This is a genomic window from Arthrobacter sp. DualSoilB13 (assembly GCF_055389195.1).
Genome location: NZ_AP035865.1, coordinates 3,562,122 through 3,575,948, shown reverse-complemented (window position 1 = coordinate 3,575,948; position 13,827 = coordinate 3,562,122). Strand labels below are relative to the sequence as shown.

12 protein-coding genes are annotated in these 13,827 nt (G+C 59.2%); 7 read left to right on the top strand and 5 right to left on the bottom strand.

Annotated features, from left to right (window positions below; all coding sequences use genetic code 11):
• The first annotated feature begins 78 nt into the window (after positions 1-78).
• From mpaM to ACZ5J0_RS16410, 7 genes are all read left to right on the top strand, one after another.
• Entirely contained in the window at positions 79-897 is an 819-nt protein-coding gene (mpaM, locus tag ACZ5J0_RS16440) for a daptide-type RiPP biosynthesis methyltransferase (protein WP_464093574.1), read from the top strand.
• On the top strand, positions 894-2,141 hold the full coding sequence (locus ACZ5J0_RS16435) for a YcaO-like family protein (RefSeq protein WP_464093573.1): 1,248 nt from the start codon (positions 894-896) through the stop codon (positions 2,139-2,141). Before mpaM ends, ACZ5J0_RS16435 begins: the two co-directional genes overlap by 4 nt.
• Positions 2,138-3,811 (top strand): daptide biosynthesis intramembrane metalloprotease, encoded by a 1,674-nt coding sequence (mpaP, locus tag ACZ5J0_RS16430; protein WP_464093572.1) that lies wholly within the window; start codon positions 2,138-2,140, stop codon positions 3,809-3,811. Before ACZ5J0_RS16435 ends, mpaP begins: the two co-directional genes overlap by 4 nt.
• Positions 3,808-4,518: an ABC transporter ATP-binding protein gene (locus ACZ5J0_RS16425; RefSeq protein ID WP_166842337.1), complete on the top strand. Its 711-nt coding sequence runs from the start codon at positions 3,808-3,810 to the stop codon at positions 4,516-4,518. Before mpaP ends, ACZ5J0_RS16425 begins: the two co-directional genes overlap by 4 nt.
• Before the next feature lie 209 nt (positions 4,519-4,727).
• Positions 4,728-5,264 carry a hypothetical protein gene (locus ACZ5J0_RS16420; RefSeq protein ID WP_243753322.1) on the top strand — a complete coding sequence of 179 codons (537 nt, stop codon included), beginning with the start codon at positions 4,728-4,730 and terminating at the stop codon, positions 5,262-5,264.
• Complete coding sequence (locus tag ACZ5J0_RS16415) at positions 5,265-5,957, top strand: hypothetical protein (RefSeq protein ID WP_464093571.1); 693 nt, start codon at positions 5,265-5,267, stop codon at positions 5,955-5,957. It begins immediately after the preceding gene.
• 31 nt (positions 5,958-5,988) lie between these two features.
• The gene (locus ACZ5J0_RS16410; RefSeq protein ID WP_142937930.1) at positions 5,989-6,174 is read left to right on the top strand and encodes a SoxR reducing system RseC family protein; all 186 of its coding nucleotides are present in this window, start codon (positions 5,989-5,991) and stop codon (positions 6,172-6,174) included.
• Positions 6,175-6,195: 21 nt separating this feature from the next.
• Here ACZ5J0_RS16410 and ggt read toward each other — a convergent pair whose 3' ends face one another.
• From ggt to ACZ5J0_RS16385, 5 genes are all read right to left on the bottom strand, one after another.
• On the bottom strand, positions 6,196-8,037 hold the full coding sequence (ggt, locus tag ACZ5J0_RS16405; protein ID WP_464093570.1) for a gamma-glutamyltransferase: 1,842 nt from the start codon (positions 8,035-8,037) through the stop codon (positions 6,196-6,198).
• A 785-nt stretch (positions 8,038-8,822) separates the two neighbouring features.
• Positions 8,823-9,422: a hypothetical protein gene (locus ACZ5J0_RS16400; protein ID WP_464093569.1), complete on the bottom strand. Its 600-nt coding sequence runs from the start codon at positions 9,420-9,422 to the stop codon at positions 8,823-8,825.
• A 684-nt stretch (positions 9,423-10,106) separates the two neighbouring features.
• Positions 10,107-11,507, bottom strand: coding sequence for an ApeA N-terminal domain 1-containing protein (locus ACZ5J0_RS16395; protein ID WP_464093568.1), 1,401 nt, complete (start codon positions 11,505-11,507; stop codon positions 10,107-10,109).
• 134 nt (positions 11,508-11,641) lie between these two features.
• Positions 11,642-12,505, bottom strand: coding sequence for a hypothetical protein (locus ACZ5J0_RS16390; protein WP_464093567.1), 864 nt, complete (start codon positions 12,503-12,505; stop codon positions 11,642-11,644).
• A gap of 220 nt (positions 12,506-12,725) precedes the next feature.
• Positions 12,726-13,814, bottom strand: coding sequence for a type I restriction endonuclease (locus tag ACZ5J0_RS16385; protein ID WP_464093566.1), 1,089 nt, complete (start codon positions 13,812-13,814; stop codon positions 12,726-12,728).
• Positions 13,815-13,827 lie beyond the last annotated feature (13 nt).

The window sequence follows — 13,827 nt, the reverse complement described above, 5'->3', positions numbered from 1 at the left end:
TCCACGCGGGTGGTGCCATCTTGGCCACCACCCGCGTGCACCCACACCACCACACCGACTCCCGGAGAGCACGAGCTGATGAACACCGCACCAGATGAGACCGCCGACGCCATTTTGCGGATCCTTGGACACGTCGATCCTCCTGAGGATTTGTATAGCGTTTCGGGATCGAGACTCTACGACCAGATCACCGCCAACGACCTCACCGAGCTTCCCGAGATCCTGGCCGCTGCGCGGAAAACCTCCGGGCCTATCTTGGAACTTGCGGCAGGATCCGGACGGATCACGCGACCCCTCCTTGCCTTGGGGCGTCCGCTCACCGCAGTCGATTCGTCACCGGAAATGTTGGCCATGCTGAAGGAGAAGACAGACACCAAGGCCTTCAACCCCCGCGATGTAAAGGTTGAACTGGTGGAGGCGGACATGTCCCGCTTTGAGATCGACGGCGGTTTCGGTTGTGTGGTTCTCGGTGCCAGTTCCATCACGCTCCTTGATCCGGCGGGGCGCTGGGAGCTGTTCCGCAGAGTGCGCGAATGTTTAACGCCGGACGGTCAATTCCTACTGACGGTCCTGAACGCGGACAACCACCAAGCCCCACTAGGCAGTGTAGGCCGCTGCACGGTTTCAGCTCTGGGGGACGATTCGTTCCTGATCACTGCGGAAGGCCGGGACGCTGCCAACGGAGCGCGTCACGTGACCATGATCCATGTCAGTTTTGGCTTGGACGGGACATATGGATCCTCCGCCTACGCAAGCGACGTCGCCTTCCTGAGCAACAGCCTCCTCGAGGAGGAGATCGCTGCAGAAGGACTCAAGATTATTGAGCGCCGCCCGGTACGGATAGCGTCGCCAAGCCCGGGTTTGAATGATGTGGAGCTATGGGTTTGCGGCAAATGAGCGTAGATCCCGTACGGACGCTGCACCCTTCCCTGGGGCTGGTGTCTGAAGCCTCCATCTATGTGCCCAATGACGTGGGGCTGTGGCGAACCGTGGGGCGATTAGCCAACAGCACACCGGGTGCTCGGATCGCCTCTGCAGTAGGGGCCTTTGATGTCACAAAGCGGGCGTCTCTGACGAGAGGTGCCGGCGAAGCGGTTGAACGATTCGCCCTGGTTCCCGTGCCGGAAGATTCCGAGTATCTGCTGGCCGGGAACGGCAGCCCCGGCACCAGGATTGACTTTGTCGGCGCCGGCCTGGGATGCGCCTCCGCCTTGCACTGGGACTTCCCTTGGTACCGTGCCATCGACTTGCTGACTGGCGAGCCCACGCTAGTTCCCGCCCCTGTTGTGGATTACTCCCCTGGATGCGGACAGACGAAACCGTGGGAAAGGTACTTCGATCCCTCGCCCAACGGTGCGGCGTCCGGACCCTCGGAATCCTTCGCCCAGCGCTCCGGGATCGCAGAAGTCATGGAACGCGACGCCTTTCTTACAGCGTGGCGTCAGAGGATCCCACTGGAAAAGTTCGACGCAGAGAGCATGCCCGTGATGGTGCGCCAGTCATCTGAAACCAGAGGACTTAGTCTGCTCCTTGTGGCTGCCCGGGCAGCCGGTGTTGAGCCCATCCTCGCCTTCATTCCGAGCAACGATGCTCCGCTGTTGACCGCCGTGTGCATCATTACTGAGGAAAACGGTTCAGCCGGATTCGGCGCTGTGGGACTCAAATCTGCCTCGGACCCAGTGGTGGCGTTGAGGGGAGCGCTTCAAGAAGGGCTCCAAATCCGGGAGTTGTTCCATACACGCATGCCTTCTGCCGGGCGGGTCCCAACCGGTTCGGATTCCGGCCGCTCGCCCACCGCAGGGACGTATGCACCCGTGACCGACGACGATTCCCGCGCTGACTTCTGGACGACTGCACCGGCGGTAACCGAATTGCGGCAGTGGGTTGGGTCCTTCATACCATCCAGCTTTCCTGGATGCCGGCCCATGCCCGACGTGGATGGTCTGGTGCAGTACCTGGCCGGACGAAACATTCGCACCCACTGGGTCAACCTCACGCATAGGCTTCCTCGAGCTATCCAAGAGCTGGGTTGGACGGCCGGCAAGACCATCTGCCCGGGGGCTGTTCCCTTGACCATGGACGAGACCAAGGAGCTGTTCGTGATGCCGGGCTGCCCTGCAACGCCTCATCCGTTGATATGAGCAGGCCCGGGAAGGCTGTACATGGCGGGCTCGAGTGGCCGGTGCAGCTCGCGTCGGCAGCTTCCATCGACCGGCCGTTGCAGGAAGGCGGGCCGTGGATTGTCGCCATCAATGGCGTGCCGAAAGCGCGGGTCTCCTCCGACGTCGCCGATGTCTTGAAAGCGGTGGACGGCTCCATGCAACCGGCCCAGATCGCCCAGCTACTGGGACCACTTTGGACGCCTGCGGACGTGGAAGGGATTGTGCGCCAGCTGGCGCACACGGGAATTTTCGACGACGGCGCGGGGCCGGCTGAGACTCGACGGATTCAGTTCAGGCCGCCCTTCACAGTGCAGTTCACCCTTTTCAATCCGGCACAGCTGTTGGAGAGTTTCCGCCCGGCAGTCACAGCCATGATCAGACCTGCAGGCGCCGTCACAGCGTTGCTTCTCCTGCTCAGCGGATTGATCGGTGCGTCTTTTGCGGGGCACAGCATGTGGCGTGTCCTGTCTACCCCTCTTCCTATGGAGGCCTATCTGTACGTGGTGGCAGCGATGTTCGCGTCGACGTTGCTGCACGAACTGGGCCATGGCATGGCGCTTACCTACTTTGGGGGCACACCGCGGCGGATCGGGATCATGCTGTTCTACCTCTCACCAGCCTTCTTCTGCGATGTTACCGATGGGTGGCGGCTAAGTTCGCGCAGGCAGCGGGTGCTCGTCGCCCTTGCCGGTCCTTTGGTGCACGTTGCCTTGGGGAGCATTGTGATGGCGGTGCAAGTGTTCCTCCCGGAGTCATCAGTGAAGGACGCAGCTGTTCTCTACGGATTGATTTGCTACGCCGTGGCGGTGCTGAACCTCTTTCCCTTCATCAAACTGGACGGTTACGTGGCTTTGATGTCCGCCGTAGACCTTCCCCATCTCCGGAAGAAATCGATCGATGCGCTGGCCGACGTCGTCAGCTCCCGCGTTCTCGGATCCCGGCGCTGTATTCCGAACCAAGGTCTCTTGCCCTGGTTCGGTCTAGCAAGCTTCCTGTCAGGGATTGCCTTCATGGTGATCGGCTACCAAAGGCTTGTGCCCATCTTCCTGCAACTTGGATATGCAGGGCACCTGGTTGTTTTCGGTGTTCTTTGCCTGCTGATGGTGATGGCCGCCAAGGGTGTCGTCGCCTTTTTCCGTGCAGCAACCAAGAATGGAAGCCCAGCGTGGAGGCAGGTTCTGGTTGTCGGTTTGGGTGTTGTGGCCGCCGGAGCACTCATAGCCTCCATTCCAGTAAGACCCGTGACCGTAGCCGGCTACACCTACGTAAACGGCGAACTGAATATCGTGGCACCGCTGCAAGGTTCCGGCGCCGCGTTCGAACCCGGCGATCACGTCACGCTCCAATCGCAGGGAATGATCATCCACGAGAACCTGGGCCGGGCCACCATTGGTGACCCGCCGCCGTCGAACGCCATGGCAGCGCTGGACACCATCGCCCCGGTTGCACTGGCCGGGAACAACCTGCCGGTACTTGCCTACCCAAGCGAGTTGGAATCAGGCATGAACCTGTCCTCGTCTGGTCGTGCTGAAGTGACAAGCCAGCGGGAGATGAGCTTGGGGGAGTGGCTGCTGGACACGGCCATGAATTCGCCGCTGTGGCCAGTGCAGTCCGGGCAAACCACCGAATCCAAGGGAGGGCACTCATGATTGTCCACGCCAGCTTCGAGGCGTTTAGTAAGAAGAGAGGCCCGCGGTTTGCTGTTGAAGACCTAACTTTCGATGTCCCGGCCGGGCGGGTGGTGGGCCTGATTGGACCCAACGGGGCGGGAAAGAGCACAGCGCTCGCAGGGCTGACCGGCCTTGTGGAGGCCACGTCGGGAAGTGCAACCGTCTTCGGGCGTAACTACCGGACACTGCCCCGGCCCGCCACCAAAGTTGGCGTGAACCTGGACGGAATGGACGTGGAGCCCGGGCTGACAGGACGCCGGCACCTGCAGATCTGCCGGCTGGCCGTGGGGGCTGAGCCGGAGACTGTGGAGCGCGTACTGGAATTGGTGGATCTCGCAGCTGAAGGAAACAAGAAGGTACGGGACTACTCGCTGGGAATGCGGCAACGTCTGGGGATTGCTTCCGCATTGGTGGGCAGTCCGGAGATGCTTGTTCTTGATGAGCCCGCTAACGGCCTGGACCCTGAGGGTGTCCAGTGGCTCCGGAGGTTCCTCCGGGAATTCGCCGCATCCGGCGGGAGCGCCCTCGTTTCCAGCCATCAACTCATGGAGTTGGAACAAGTTGCGGACGAGGTTGTGGTTCTCAGGCAAAGGACCCTGTTTCGAGGAACCCTCAAGGAGGCCAAAGCGCTCGGTGGGGGCAGCCTGGAATCCGCGTACTTCAAGATTCTGGAGGGCAACCGGTGAATGGAACGGCAGTAAGTTCCATGGGCAGTGGACTCCGTTCAGAGCTCCTGCGGTATGTCAGCGGTTATTCAGTGCTCGGCATTCTGGCTTTTACCGCATTGGTCCCTTGGTTCGTTGCAAACTTCCTGGGCTGGCCAGATAACTCAGAAGGGCTATCCGCCGCGGACAACGTCCGGACATTTTGGACTCTTTCAGCAAGCATTGCACCCGTGGCTACGTTCGCAGGAAGCTATGTGGTCACCCGGGAATCCTATTACGGAACACTCCGGCGCAGTGTGGTGTTGTCAGGGCTGAAGCAGGTGCTGATATCCAAATACTTGGCCGCAGCGATTGTTGGCCTCGCTACGGTCACCACAGGAACAGTGCTTTGGGGCGTAAGTGCGGCGTTTTCACTGCCCCCAGGTGTTCTGGGCAAACTGCTGGCGGCAGAGTCCTGGAACCAGATGCCGGGTGTGGTGCTGGCCGCGACCATGGGTTCATTGTGGGGATGTTCGCTGGGTTGGATCATCCGGCACTACTACGCGACCACCATACTCACCCTGCTGATTCCGCTGGCCGTCGAGGTGCCACTCATGGCAAGTGCACCGGAAGTAGCGCGCTGGCTTCCCTCCGGAGCTTTGGCGGGAATTGCGTCCCTGCCCTTCGACGGACTTCTGGCACCATTTCCTGCTCTCCTTGTATCCCTTGGCTGGCTCATGGCGGCAGGTCTATGTGCCGTGCGTCTTCTCCTAGGGAAGGAGTTCTAGATGGTGTCAGCCTTTCTCTCTGACGTCAGAAGGCCCTGGTTGTGGCTGGGATCAGCCCTATGCGCCCTCTTGGTGGTAGGGCTCGTGGGCGTACTCATTGGCATGGCGCGACTGGAATCTCAAACATCACCGGGGTTCGACCTTGTTCTCCGTCAAGCCGGCACGTCGCTCATGCTCACAGTGGCTGCGGTGATGGGGTCGTTCTCCTTTACCTCGGACTATAGGGCGGGCTGTTTCACGCGCAGGGTCTTGCTGTTTCAGCGCGCACCGGCGTTCACTGCCAGGTTAGTCAGCACCGTCCTGGCGGCGCTCCTTGCGGGAACAACCGTAGGAGTGCTGTTCGGAGTTTCCGGAGAACTTATGGACAGCGCTTGGGGAATTACACCTAATGCAGTTCTGGCTTTCACGGGCACGGCCGCTATGGGATCGATGTGGGGCTTTGCGCTGGGATCCCTCATCCGGAGCCACATGGTGAGCCTCTTCGCGGTGCCGTTGAGCCTGGTACTTCCTGACCTCCTATCAGCCACCTCAAGGAACGTCGAACAATTCCTCTTCCCAGTCTTGGCCGCTGACTGGGCTGACCACGTAGCAATCCACATACCAGCTACAGGTTCTTTTGCAGGGGCCATGATTTGGCTTGTAGTGGTTACAGCGGTTGCGTTCGGGATGTTCCTGAAGCGGGATCTGGCATGACATTTCATCTACTTCAACAAAGGAATTCGCAATGAACCGCAGTCCGTTGGTATGGCTCTTTCTGGCATTGGTCCTGGGCGCCTATGCCGTGACCGTTTTCGTCTCCGATTCAGAGCAAACGTGGTGGTCCATCCTTTCCGGGATCTTCATAGCGGCCGCGTCATTGGTGACACTGTGGAGGTTTAACCGGGAGGTCAGGAAAAACCGCCAACCGTGAATGGATCCACTGCGCCAAGGTTTACTTTCCAGGCTTTGCCGGTTTTACCACCATCGCCGAACCTCCGCCACGGCGTTGGGGCTCGGCTGCCGCGGTCAACGATCCGTCCGGATTGAACTCGACGGCGGTTGCCGCCCCGATTTCAGCCGCGGACGTAAAAGCGTCCCCGGCCGGAACCAGATCGTGCCCCAACGACTCCAGCGCAGGGCCGTACGCGTCAATGAAGGCTGGCTCCGAGCTGATGGTTGCACCATTCCGGGGTGCAGCCCGCGGGGCAGCCAAGGCCTCCGAAACCGTCATGCCCAAGTCCACGCGGTTCAGGATGGTCTGCAGCACAGTGGTGATAATGGTCGATCCGCCGGGGGAGCCCAGTGCCAGGAACGGCTTCTGGTCCTTCAAGATGATGGTGGGCGACATCGAGGACCGCGGCCGCTTGTTCGGTTCGATCCGGTTGGGGTCCTTGGGGTCATAGACGGTGCTGAAATCAGTCAGCTCGTTGTTCAGCAGGAAGCCCCGGCCTGGAACAACGATTCCCGAACCGCCCGTCTGCTCGATCGTCAGCGTGTATTCCACCACGTTTCCCCACTTGTCGGCGACCGTCAGGTTGGTGGTGGAAATGTTCTCTGTATCCGTCTCATTGGCGAGCGGTGCAGCAGCAGCCGGGCACGCGCCGTCGTACGTTTCTACGTTGCCGGGGGCTACTGGCTTGGGAGCTGCCGCCGCCGGATCTATTTCGCAGGAGCGTTCCTTGGCGAAGACGTCGTCCAGCAGCGTGCTGGTGGGGACCTTCACGAAAGCAGGATCACCAACGTAAGCGCCGCGGTCCGCGAAGGCCAACGAGCTGGCCTCGAAGTAGTGGTGCAGGGCATCCACTGGCGTCATGCCCTTGAGGTCGTAGTTTTCCAGGATGTTCAGGGACTCACCCACCGTGGTGCCGCCGCTGCTGGAAGGAGCCATGCCGTAGACGTCGTACCCCCGGTACTCAACCTTTGTGGGATCTTGGTCCACCACCTTGTAGTTGGCCAGGTCCTGGGTGGTCATGGAACCAACGGGGACAGGCAGCTCTGTTGTTGCCGTCTTGGGTGGAGCTTGCACGGTTTTGACGATTTCCTCGGCGAGAGGGCCGCCGTAGAAGGCGTCAGTGCCCTCCTTGGCCAGTTGCCTGTACGTCGCCGCAAGATCGTGGTTCTTGAAGACACTTCCGACGGCGGGAGCGTCACCACCGGGCAGGAACAGGTCCCGTGTGGAGGTGAAAGCGTCGAAGCGGAGTTTGTTGTCCAACGTTTGCTGGCGGAAGGTCTGGTCCACAACAAAACCGCGGTTTGCCACCTTGATGGCTGGTTTCAGCGCGTCTCCCAAGTCCATGCTTCCCCAGCGTTCCAGCGCGCGCTCCCACGTGGCGGGCGTGCCGGGGACGCCCACGGAGACTCCGCTGGTGACCAGGTCCGGTGTGAATTTGTAGGGCTTGCCGTCGGGGTCCGCGGGGTTGATGAAGGCGTCCGGCTTGATACCCGCCGGAGCGGTTTCACGCCCGTCAATAGTTCCCACCTGCTTGGTCTTCGCGTCATAGAAGACGAAGTAGCCACCGCCTCCAATGCCGGCGCTGTAGGGCTCGGTAACACCCAGGGTTGCTGCTGCGGCCACGGCGGCGTCGGCAGCATTGCCGCCCTTTCGTAGTACTTCGATTGCGGCTGCGGAGGCTTCGGGATCCACGGTGCTCACGGCGCCGCCATAGCCAGTGGCCGTGGCCGTCTTGTCAGTTTCGCGAGGATCGGCGAAGGCCGGACTGGTCATCGCGCCGCTCGTCGCGGTCAATGCCAAGGCTGCCGTGACCGCAGCCAATTGACGTCTCACATGTGTCATGGTGTCTCCCAGAGTTGTTCCAGACGTTGATGTGGGTGGACGGTCCGGTCACCCTACCCCGAGGCTCTGCAAGGGGACAACGGTTGATATTCGGGTCTGGTGGGAGTACGGCACCGGGCTAGGCGCCAGGATTCCGACGTTGTGAAACCGGCCGGTTACGGCTCATTCCGGGCCGAATAGCGAGCACGCATGAGCGGACTGGCTGCCGAGCTCGGTGCAATCGGATCAGCCGATCATTTGACGGACCTGAGGACGATCGAGTCGAAAACGGCGTATGCCTCTCTCATCAGCTCCGGATTGATCGATTCGTCGATTTGGCAGGAACTCGAACGGGCAAGGTCCGAAAAGGGCGCTGCTTCCGCGTTGCTCGATATTGCCCACGGCCTCCTCATGAAGTCTCACGTCAGCATGGGCGAGTTCGCCGCAATGAAGGAAACGGTCCTCGCACGCTTCGACGAGCTAGACCTCGACAAGCAGCGCGAGATAGTACGAGCACTCCTCTACATCGAAGTTCGTTCTGGTCGCGACATTTCGCGAGTATGGATCGAGAATAAATTGGCGACGCGCCTGAACCCCGACGCCCCCGAAAGGAGCTATGACGACTATCGAACGAAACCATGCCGGCGACCATCTACGGCGGCGAACAGACATTCGAACTCAGCTAGCAGCCCGGCGCCGAGGACTGGAGGCGATGGCTACTCGCGGACGCCGAGCGCACCGTCCGCGCCGAGCAGGAGCGCTTACAAGACCCACCCGACGACGACTAATCCGAGAGAGGCCCCAGGCTACGACTGGAGGGCCTCTTTCCCTTTGTCCTCGTCCTTTGCGTCGGCAGTACCAAGTTCCTCACGAACAAGGTTCACAAACTCAGTTGTAGCTGCCGTGGCCTTTTCCAGCTTAGCCTTCCACCTAAGCGCAGCTTCCCTCTCCCGCTCTTTGTCCGATGCAAGGTCCTCCGTGGTCTGTTTAATCACTCGGGCATACACATTGCGTGCTATGACCGTTTGGCCAACGAGAAGATGAACCTCGCGCGACTGCACACGTAGCTGGTCAGTTCCAATGAGCCGGATTCGACCTCGTAGCGACGCCACAGCATCCAATTCCGACAAGGGAATATGCTCTGTATCCCCTTTTCGAAGGCGTGTTGTCATCTTCTCCACCTCGTCGAAGAACGCCACATAAGATTCCTGGCGATTATCGCGCAACCAGATTTGATGCTCTCGCTTTTGGGTGCGCTGCCACTGATCGTCAGTGGTCTTCCTTGCTGCGGCGAGCGTGTCTGTCGTGTTTTTGCGGTTGAAATATCCAGACAGAGTGGCGCTGCCTAGACCAGCGACAATGGCGACGCCACCGGTGATCAGAGGCGGAATGATTGCGGGGTCCATACCCCAAACCTAAACTTAAAGACACCGTCAAGAAGTAAGGCAATGGTGCGCGGAAACGGGACAATCGTCCGCGCCACGATGGCCATCGGCAACCAGTTTGTTACAGGACCGTTATACCCATTTTGTATTACTACAAAGCCCTAGACTCAGAGACTTTTGCAGTACGTGTACCCCTAACCTGGCCGATTAAGAGTGTGAGGGGAATGAGGATCCCCTCAATCTCCCGGCCCCGTCACTGCGGTCCTAGCGCAGCCTCAGGCGGGGCTCATGCTTGGGCACTCTGGCCGACTATATGAGTGAGGGGAAGACAAACCCTCCCGCCTTCAAACTTCAGGCAGGCTCCACGAGGAGTTTCTTGGTTGTGGTCCGTTTCCGCTCCCGCGTCGTAGTCGCCTGAATGTTTTCACAAATAGAAGCGATCCCCTTGGGGGTCGCCCTTTTTTGTGCCCATTCAACCGAACGCAACGAGAACGATTTCTCTACGAGCCGGACGACTGCCCTGGCCACGGTCGCGGCTCGAATAGCGGAATTCTTTGCCGCCGTTGCGGCATCGAGCTTGACGACGACGAGCAGCCCATCGGCAAGAAGCCCTGTAACATAAGGCCCCTCTCAAAGCCCAAGGAACCCCTTCCTAGGCCGCGAGAGAACCCTTATGCGTTAATCAGAGCAGCATCACGCGCCCATTTACGCTTCTTCGAGCTCGTTCTGTTCCTGCGGACGCGGGCCGAACTTGCCTCCGGGGTAGGCGTAAACGTTCATGTCGATTATCTGTTGCTTGAACCTGCCGAACTTCCACTCCTCGCCGAAGGCTCTAATCAAGCTCATAGTCGGCTCCATGAGCCGCAAAGCCAACAGCCGCACAACAAGAAGCGCAACTTTCCCGGCGACATACGTATGCTCGGCAGGAGGCATTGGGCCTCGGTTCGCGTGCTTGACGTCGTTGTAGTTGTTCGCGATCGCCCTAGCGAGCGCTAGCGGGGACTCTGATATATCGGACCAATCGAGATTCACGGTGGAGAGACTGCGAAAGACATACGTGGCAGTCGTGGGCTGAGGCCGCCGCCCCTTCGACCACGAATCACGCTCACCCTCGACCTCGCCGATTATGTGACCTGCTGCCTCGAGACTCACGGAGGCGTTCACAATATGATCCTCGACGTAAGACTCCGGCCGCCGCAGTGTTCCAGCGCCGGGCTGAATTAAACGCTCCCATTCGTCGAACGCATCCAACCAACGCTGTAGGCCCTCAATTCCGACTTCCGAGGCTGTGGCTAGTGGATCCTTCAGTTTCCCCGGCACGGGGCGCCGGTAATCGGAGACGGTATTCTCGGACACCATTTCAAAGAACGGCACGTCGACGACCTTCCCGGTGAGAACTTTGGCGTTAAATCGGGAGTCCCGTAGCTCATGACGCCTGAATGCTATGGGTTGGCCGTACATAAGAGTCAGAAGCGCGACAAGCTTGCGTTGTTCTTCCAAGTGGTCGGCGCACGGACGCGACGTCTCGTACTTCGTCGTCAGACAAACCCACTCACGTACACGGAAACCCGGCTCCTCTTGATCCGTCCTCCAGCCAGTGCTCAACTCAAAAGTCACGTCTCCGTGACTCCAGATCCAAGCTGGCGGTGACTCCACCTCGACGCTTATCTTCTGAGCGCGATTTTTCTCGTCAGCAACGACGGAGTACGAAGTGGCACCCATACTCGTCCACTCAGTAAGGCCGTCGAGTTGCGAGCGAAGTTCAGTAACCTCCAAGGCATCTTCAAAGTCTCCATCGCGGTCCTTAAAGACGATTTCTTGCGGGGTCACCCTCACTGTCGAGAACCCCTGTCCTCCAAAGTTCAGCGACGATCCGGAGGTGCGGCAACCATACAAAGTGAACCGGCCAGTGCTCGTAAGCAACTGGAGGTTTGACGGCGGTCGACCCTCGCGCACCCACCCTCTCACCGCCTTGAACTGAGGAGTGTTATTTAGGAACGGGACTAAAAGACTGATCCCTTTCAGTTCATCAAAACTCAGGATCCCCGTCACGTACGGGCTGTTCTCAACATTGTCGATGATGAGCCCCGGCACGGTATCCCCCATTGTGAAACCCTGCTTGTTCAGTGCACTCCCCCATGTGTAGGCCGATGAGACGGAGTCTATCGAGCGGTTCTGGCAATCCCCATCGCAATACATATATTTGCATCTTCCGCTGCCAAGATTCCATTCCCGTACGGCTAATGGTTGGTCCGCTGTCCGGGACCCCTGCGCGATATGGCAGCGTGGACTCCGACTCCCGCCAGCCCGATAGCCAGAGCCAGCAAAATCGTTGGCAAAGCCCCTCCGTCGGGACCCAGGGCTGCCGTCAGAACTTGCCTGCCCATCGACAGCATTTCAGGAATATCCCCTGCCAGCACTCGGGTTCCAAGGACGGCTTGGACGGCGGTAAACAGCGCCGGAAGTAGCCACAGGAAGACGAGGTTGAGCACCCAGGCAATCGCCCTCTTGGCGGGCCTGAGACCACACCAAGCCAGCGCACAACCTACCAGGACGGCGGGGATCCATCGTGCGATGGTCGGCACGGCAGTGGGTACATTGAGGAATCCCACCACGCTCACTACCCAAACCACCGCCCAGGAAGTGAAGGGAACAGCCATGAGCCCGAATCCGATGGTGGCTTTGACATGGGAGGGTGAAGCGATGAGCAGCATGGCAACAAATGCCGCGATCACGGAACCGACGACGCCCGCCAGGAGACCGCCGAAGTAAAGGCTGGCCAAGGTGCCTGTGGCGAGGCCCTGGTGAAGTGCAGAAAATGATTGAACGGTGGCCGTGAAGTGCACCGCGAAAACACCGGCAGCCGCGCACCCCATGACGAGTCGACGGCGGGCGGGTGACCAAGTGCGAACAGCAAGCCCGGCCAATGCTCCGCCAACCGTCAGCAGCGCGACAATGGTCGTCGCTTCGTACTGACTCAGGGGTAGGAGAGCGGGAGGCATCTGAGCTGGCATCACTTGTGTGGCCCACAAGTTCTGGAGTGGCAGTGTGCCGCCCGTGATCCACCATGGCACCAGACCAAGAATGCCGGCAAGGAGTCCCACCAAACATCCCCATAGAGCGTCTCGGCCGGGCTTTCCAGAAGGGTTCGGGGCCGGGGTAGAAGTCTGGGCAGTGTTCTCAGGGTGGCTCACGAGGCTCCTCGTATGAGTCTGAACGGAGTGCCGGAGCCTAATTTAGGCGGGCAAGCCACCCATGCTACACCGAATGGATTAACTGGTGTGAAAGCATGGTGGGAGGTGATCAGTCACCTCCCACCAGAGATCAGAGGTAGCTCTTTACGGTTGCCCGGAGAAGTTCTGTGTGCTCGTAGATTTCCTCTAAGGAAGCGATTGGCATGCGAGTCTCTTCCTTGTTGGTGTCAAACAAGCCGAGGTACTTCTGAGTTCTATTGAAATGGAGCCGAGCGATTGGCTTACGGTTGTTGTCATCAAGTAGCACTGCGAAGTATGACTTGGCGTCACGTTGGACGACCCGGTTTGGTTTGACTTCGCTGCAAACGATAGCGCGAACGATTTGGTACCCCTCAATTTCCTCAAGAGTGGTTTCCAAGGCGTCTGCCTCTGCTAGATCGGCCTCAGCAACAGGCTTGCTCGACACTGCGGCGGCAGCTATATCGTCACTGGGCGCATACGCCTGGGCCCCAAGTGCTTTCTTCAGACGTTCATTGACCTGATCATTCAGAAACTGCTTTGTCGCCTTAGCTACAAGTGCTGTGAACTGCTCGCGAACACGCTGCGTATACGCGCCCGTATAGACGCGTGAAGTGAGGAATTTGACCCATTCATCTTCGGGCTCCCGGAACTGTGCCGCGAGGGTCCTTTTGAGTTCACCGATATATTTCAGTTCGCCTGCTGCACTGATAATGGAATCGAGGTCGAAGACATCTTTGGAAAGCTTCTGTAGCTCGGGCAACAGGGTTTCATCGATGTCGTTCAGATCCAGCACCAGGAACGGCTTCGCATCCATCCTGTTGGGAGCATCGAGATCGGTGAAAAACTGATAGGTTTCCCCGTTAGTGAGAATAGCTATTCTGGCGTTCGTCACCGCGAAATAGCGAAAGAGCTGAGAAGCGTGTTCGATCTTCACGGGCTCAACCGATTTTTTGCACTCAATGAGAATCTGAACTTCGCCATCCTTGACGATGGCATAGTCAATTTTCTCACCCTTTTTCACGCCCACATCCGCGGTGAACTCGGGAACTACCTCCAGCGGGTTGAAAACATCGTAGCCAAGGATTGAGGAGATGAAAGGCATGACGAAGGCATTCTTCGTTGCTTCCTCTGTCTCAATAATGCCTCGCTGTTGACGGACTTTTGCTGCTAGTGCCGACAGCCGTTCTGCAAATTCCATGTGACCCCCATTG

Bases quoted from the DNA above. Each gene is read 5' to 3' on its own strand.
- ACZ5J0_RS16400 (WP_464093569.1), bottom strand. From the start codon at position 9,422: ATGGACCCCGCAATCATTCCGCCTCTGATCACCGGTGGCGTCGCCATT.
- ACZ5J0_RS16395 (WP_464093568.1), bottom strand. From the start codon at position 11,507: ATGGGGGATACCGTGCCGGGGCTCATCATCGACAATGTTGAGAACAGC.
- ACZ5J0_RS16410 (WP_142937930.1), top strand. From the start codon at position 5,989: ATGAACCGCAGTCCGTTGGTATGGCTCTTTCTGGCATTGGTCCTGGGC.
- ggt (WP_464093570.1), bottom strand. From the start codon at position 8,037: ATGACACATGTGAGACGTCAATTGGCTGCGGTCACGGCAGCCTTGGCA.
- ACZ5J0_RS16415 (WP_464093571.1), top strand. From the start codon at position 5,265: ATGGTGTCAGCCTTTCTCTCTGACGTCAGAAGGCCCTGGTTGTGGCTG.
- mpaP (WP_464093572.1), top strand. From the start codon at position 2,138: ATGAGCAGGCCCGGGAAGGCTGTACATGGCGGGCTCGAGTGGCCGGTG.
- ACZ5J0_RS16435 (WP_464093573.1), top strand. From the start codon at position 894: ATGAGCGTAGATCCCGTACGGACGCTGCACCCTTCCCTGGGGCTGGTG.
- ACZ5J0_RS16425 (WP_166842337.1), top strand. From the start codon at position 3,808: ATGATTGTCCACGCCAGCTTCGAGGCGTTTAGTAAGAAGAGAGGCCCG.
- mpaM (WP_464093574.1), top strand. From the start codon at position 79: ATGAACACCGCACCAGATGAGACCGCCGACGCCATTTTGCGGATCCTT.
- ACZ5J0_RS16385 (WP_464093566.1), bottom strand. From the start codon at position 13,814: ATGGAATTTGCAGAACGGCTGTCGGCACTAGCAGCAAAAGTCCGTCAA.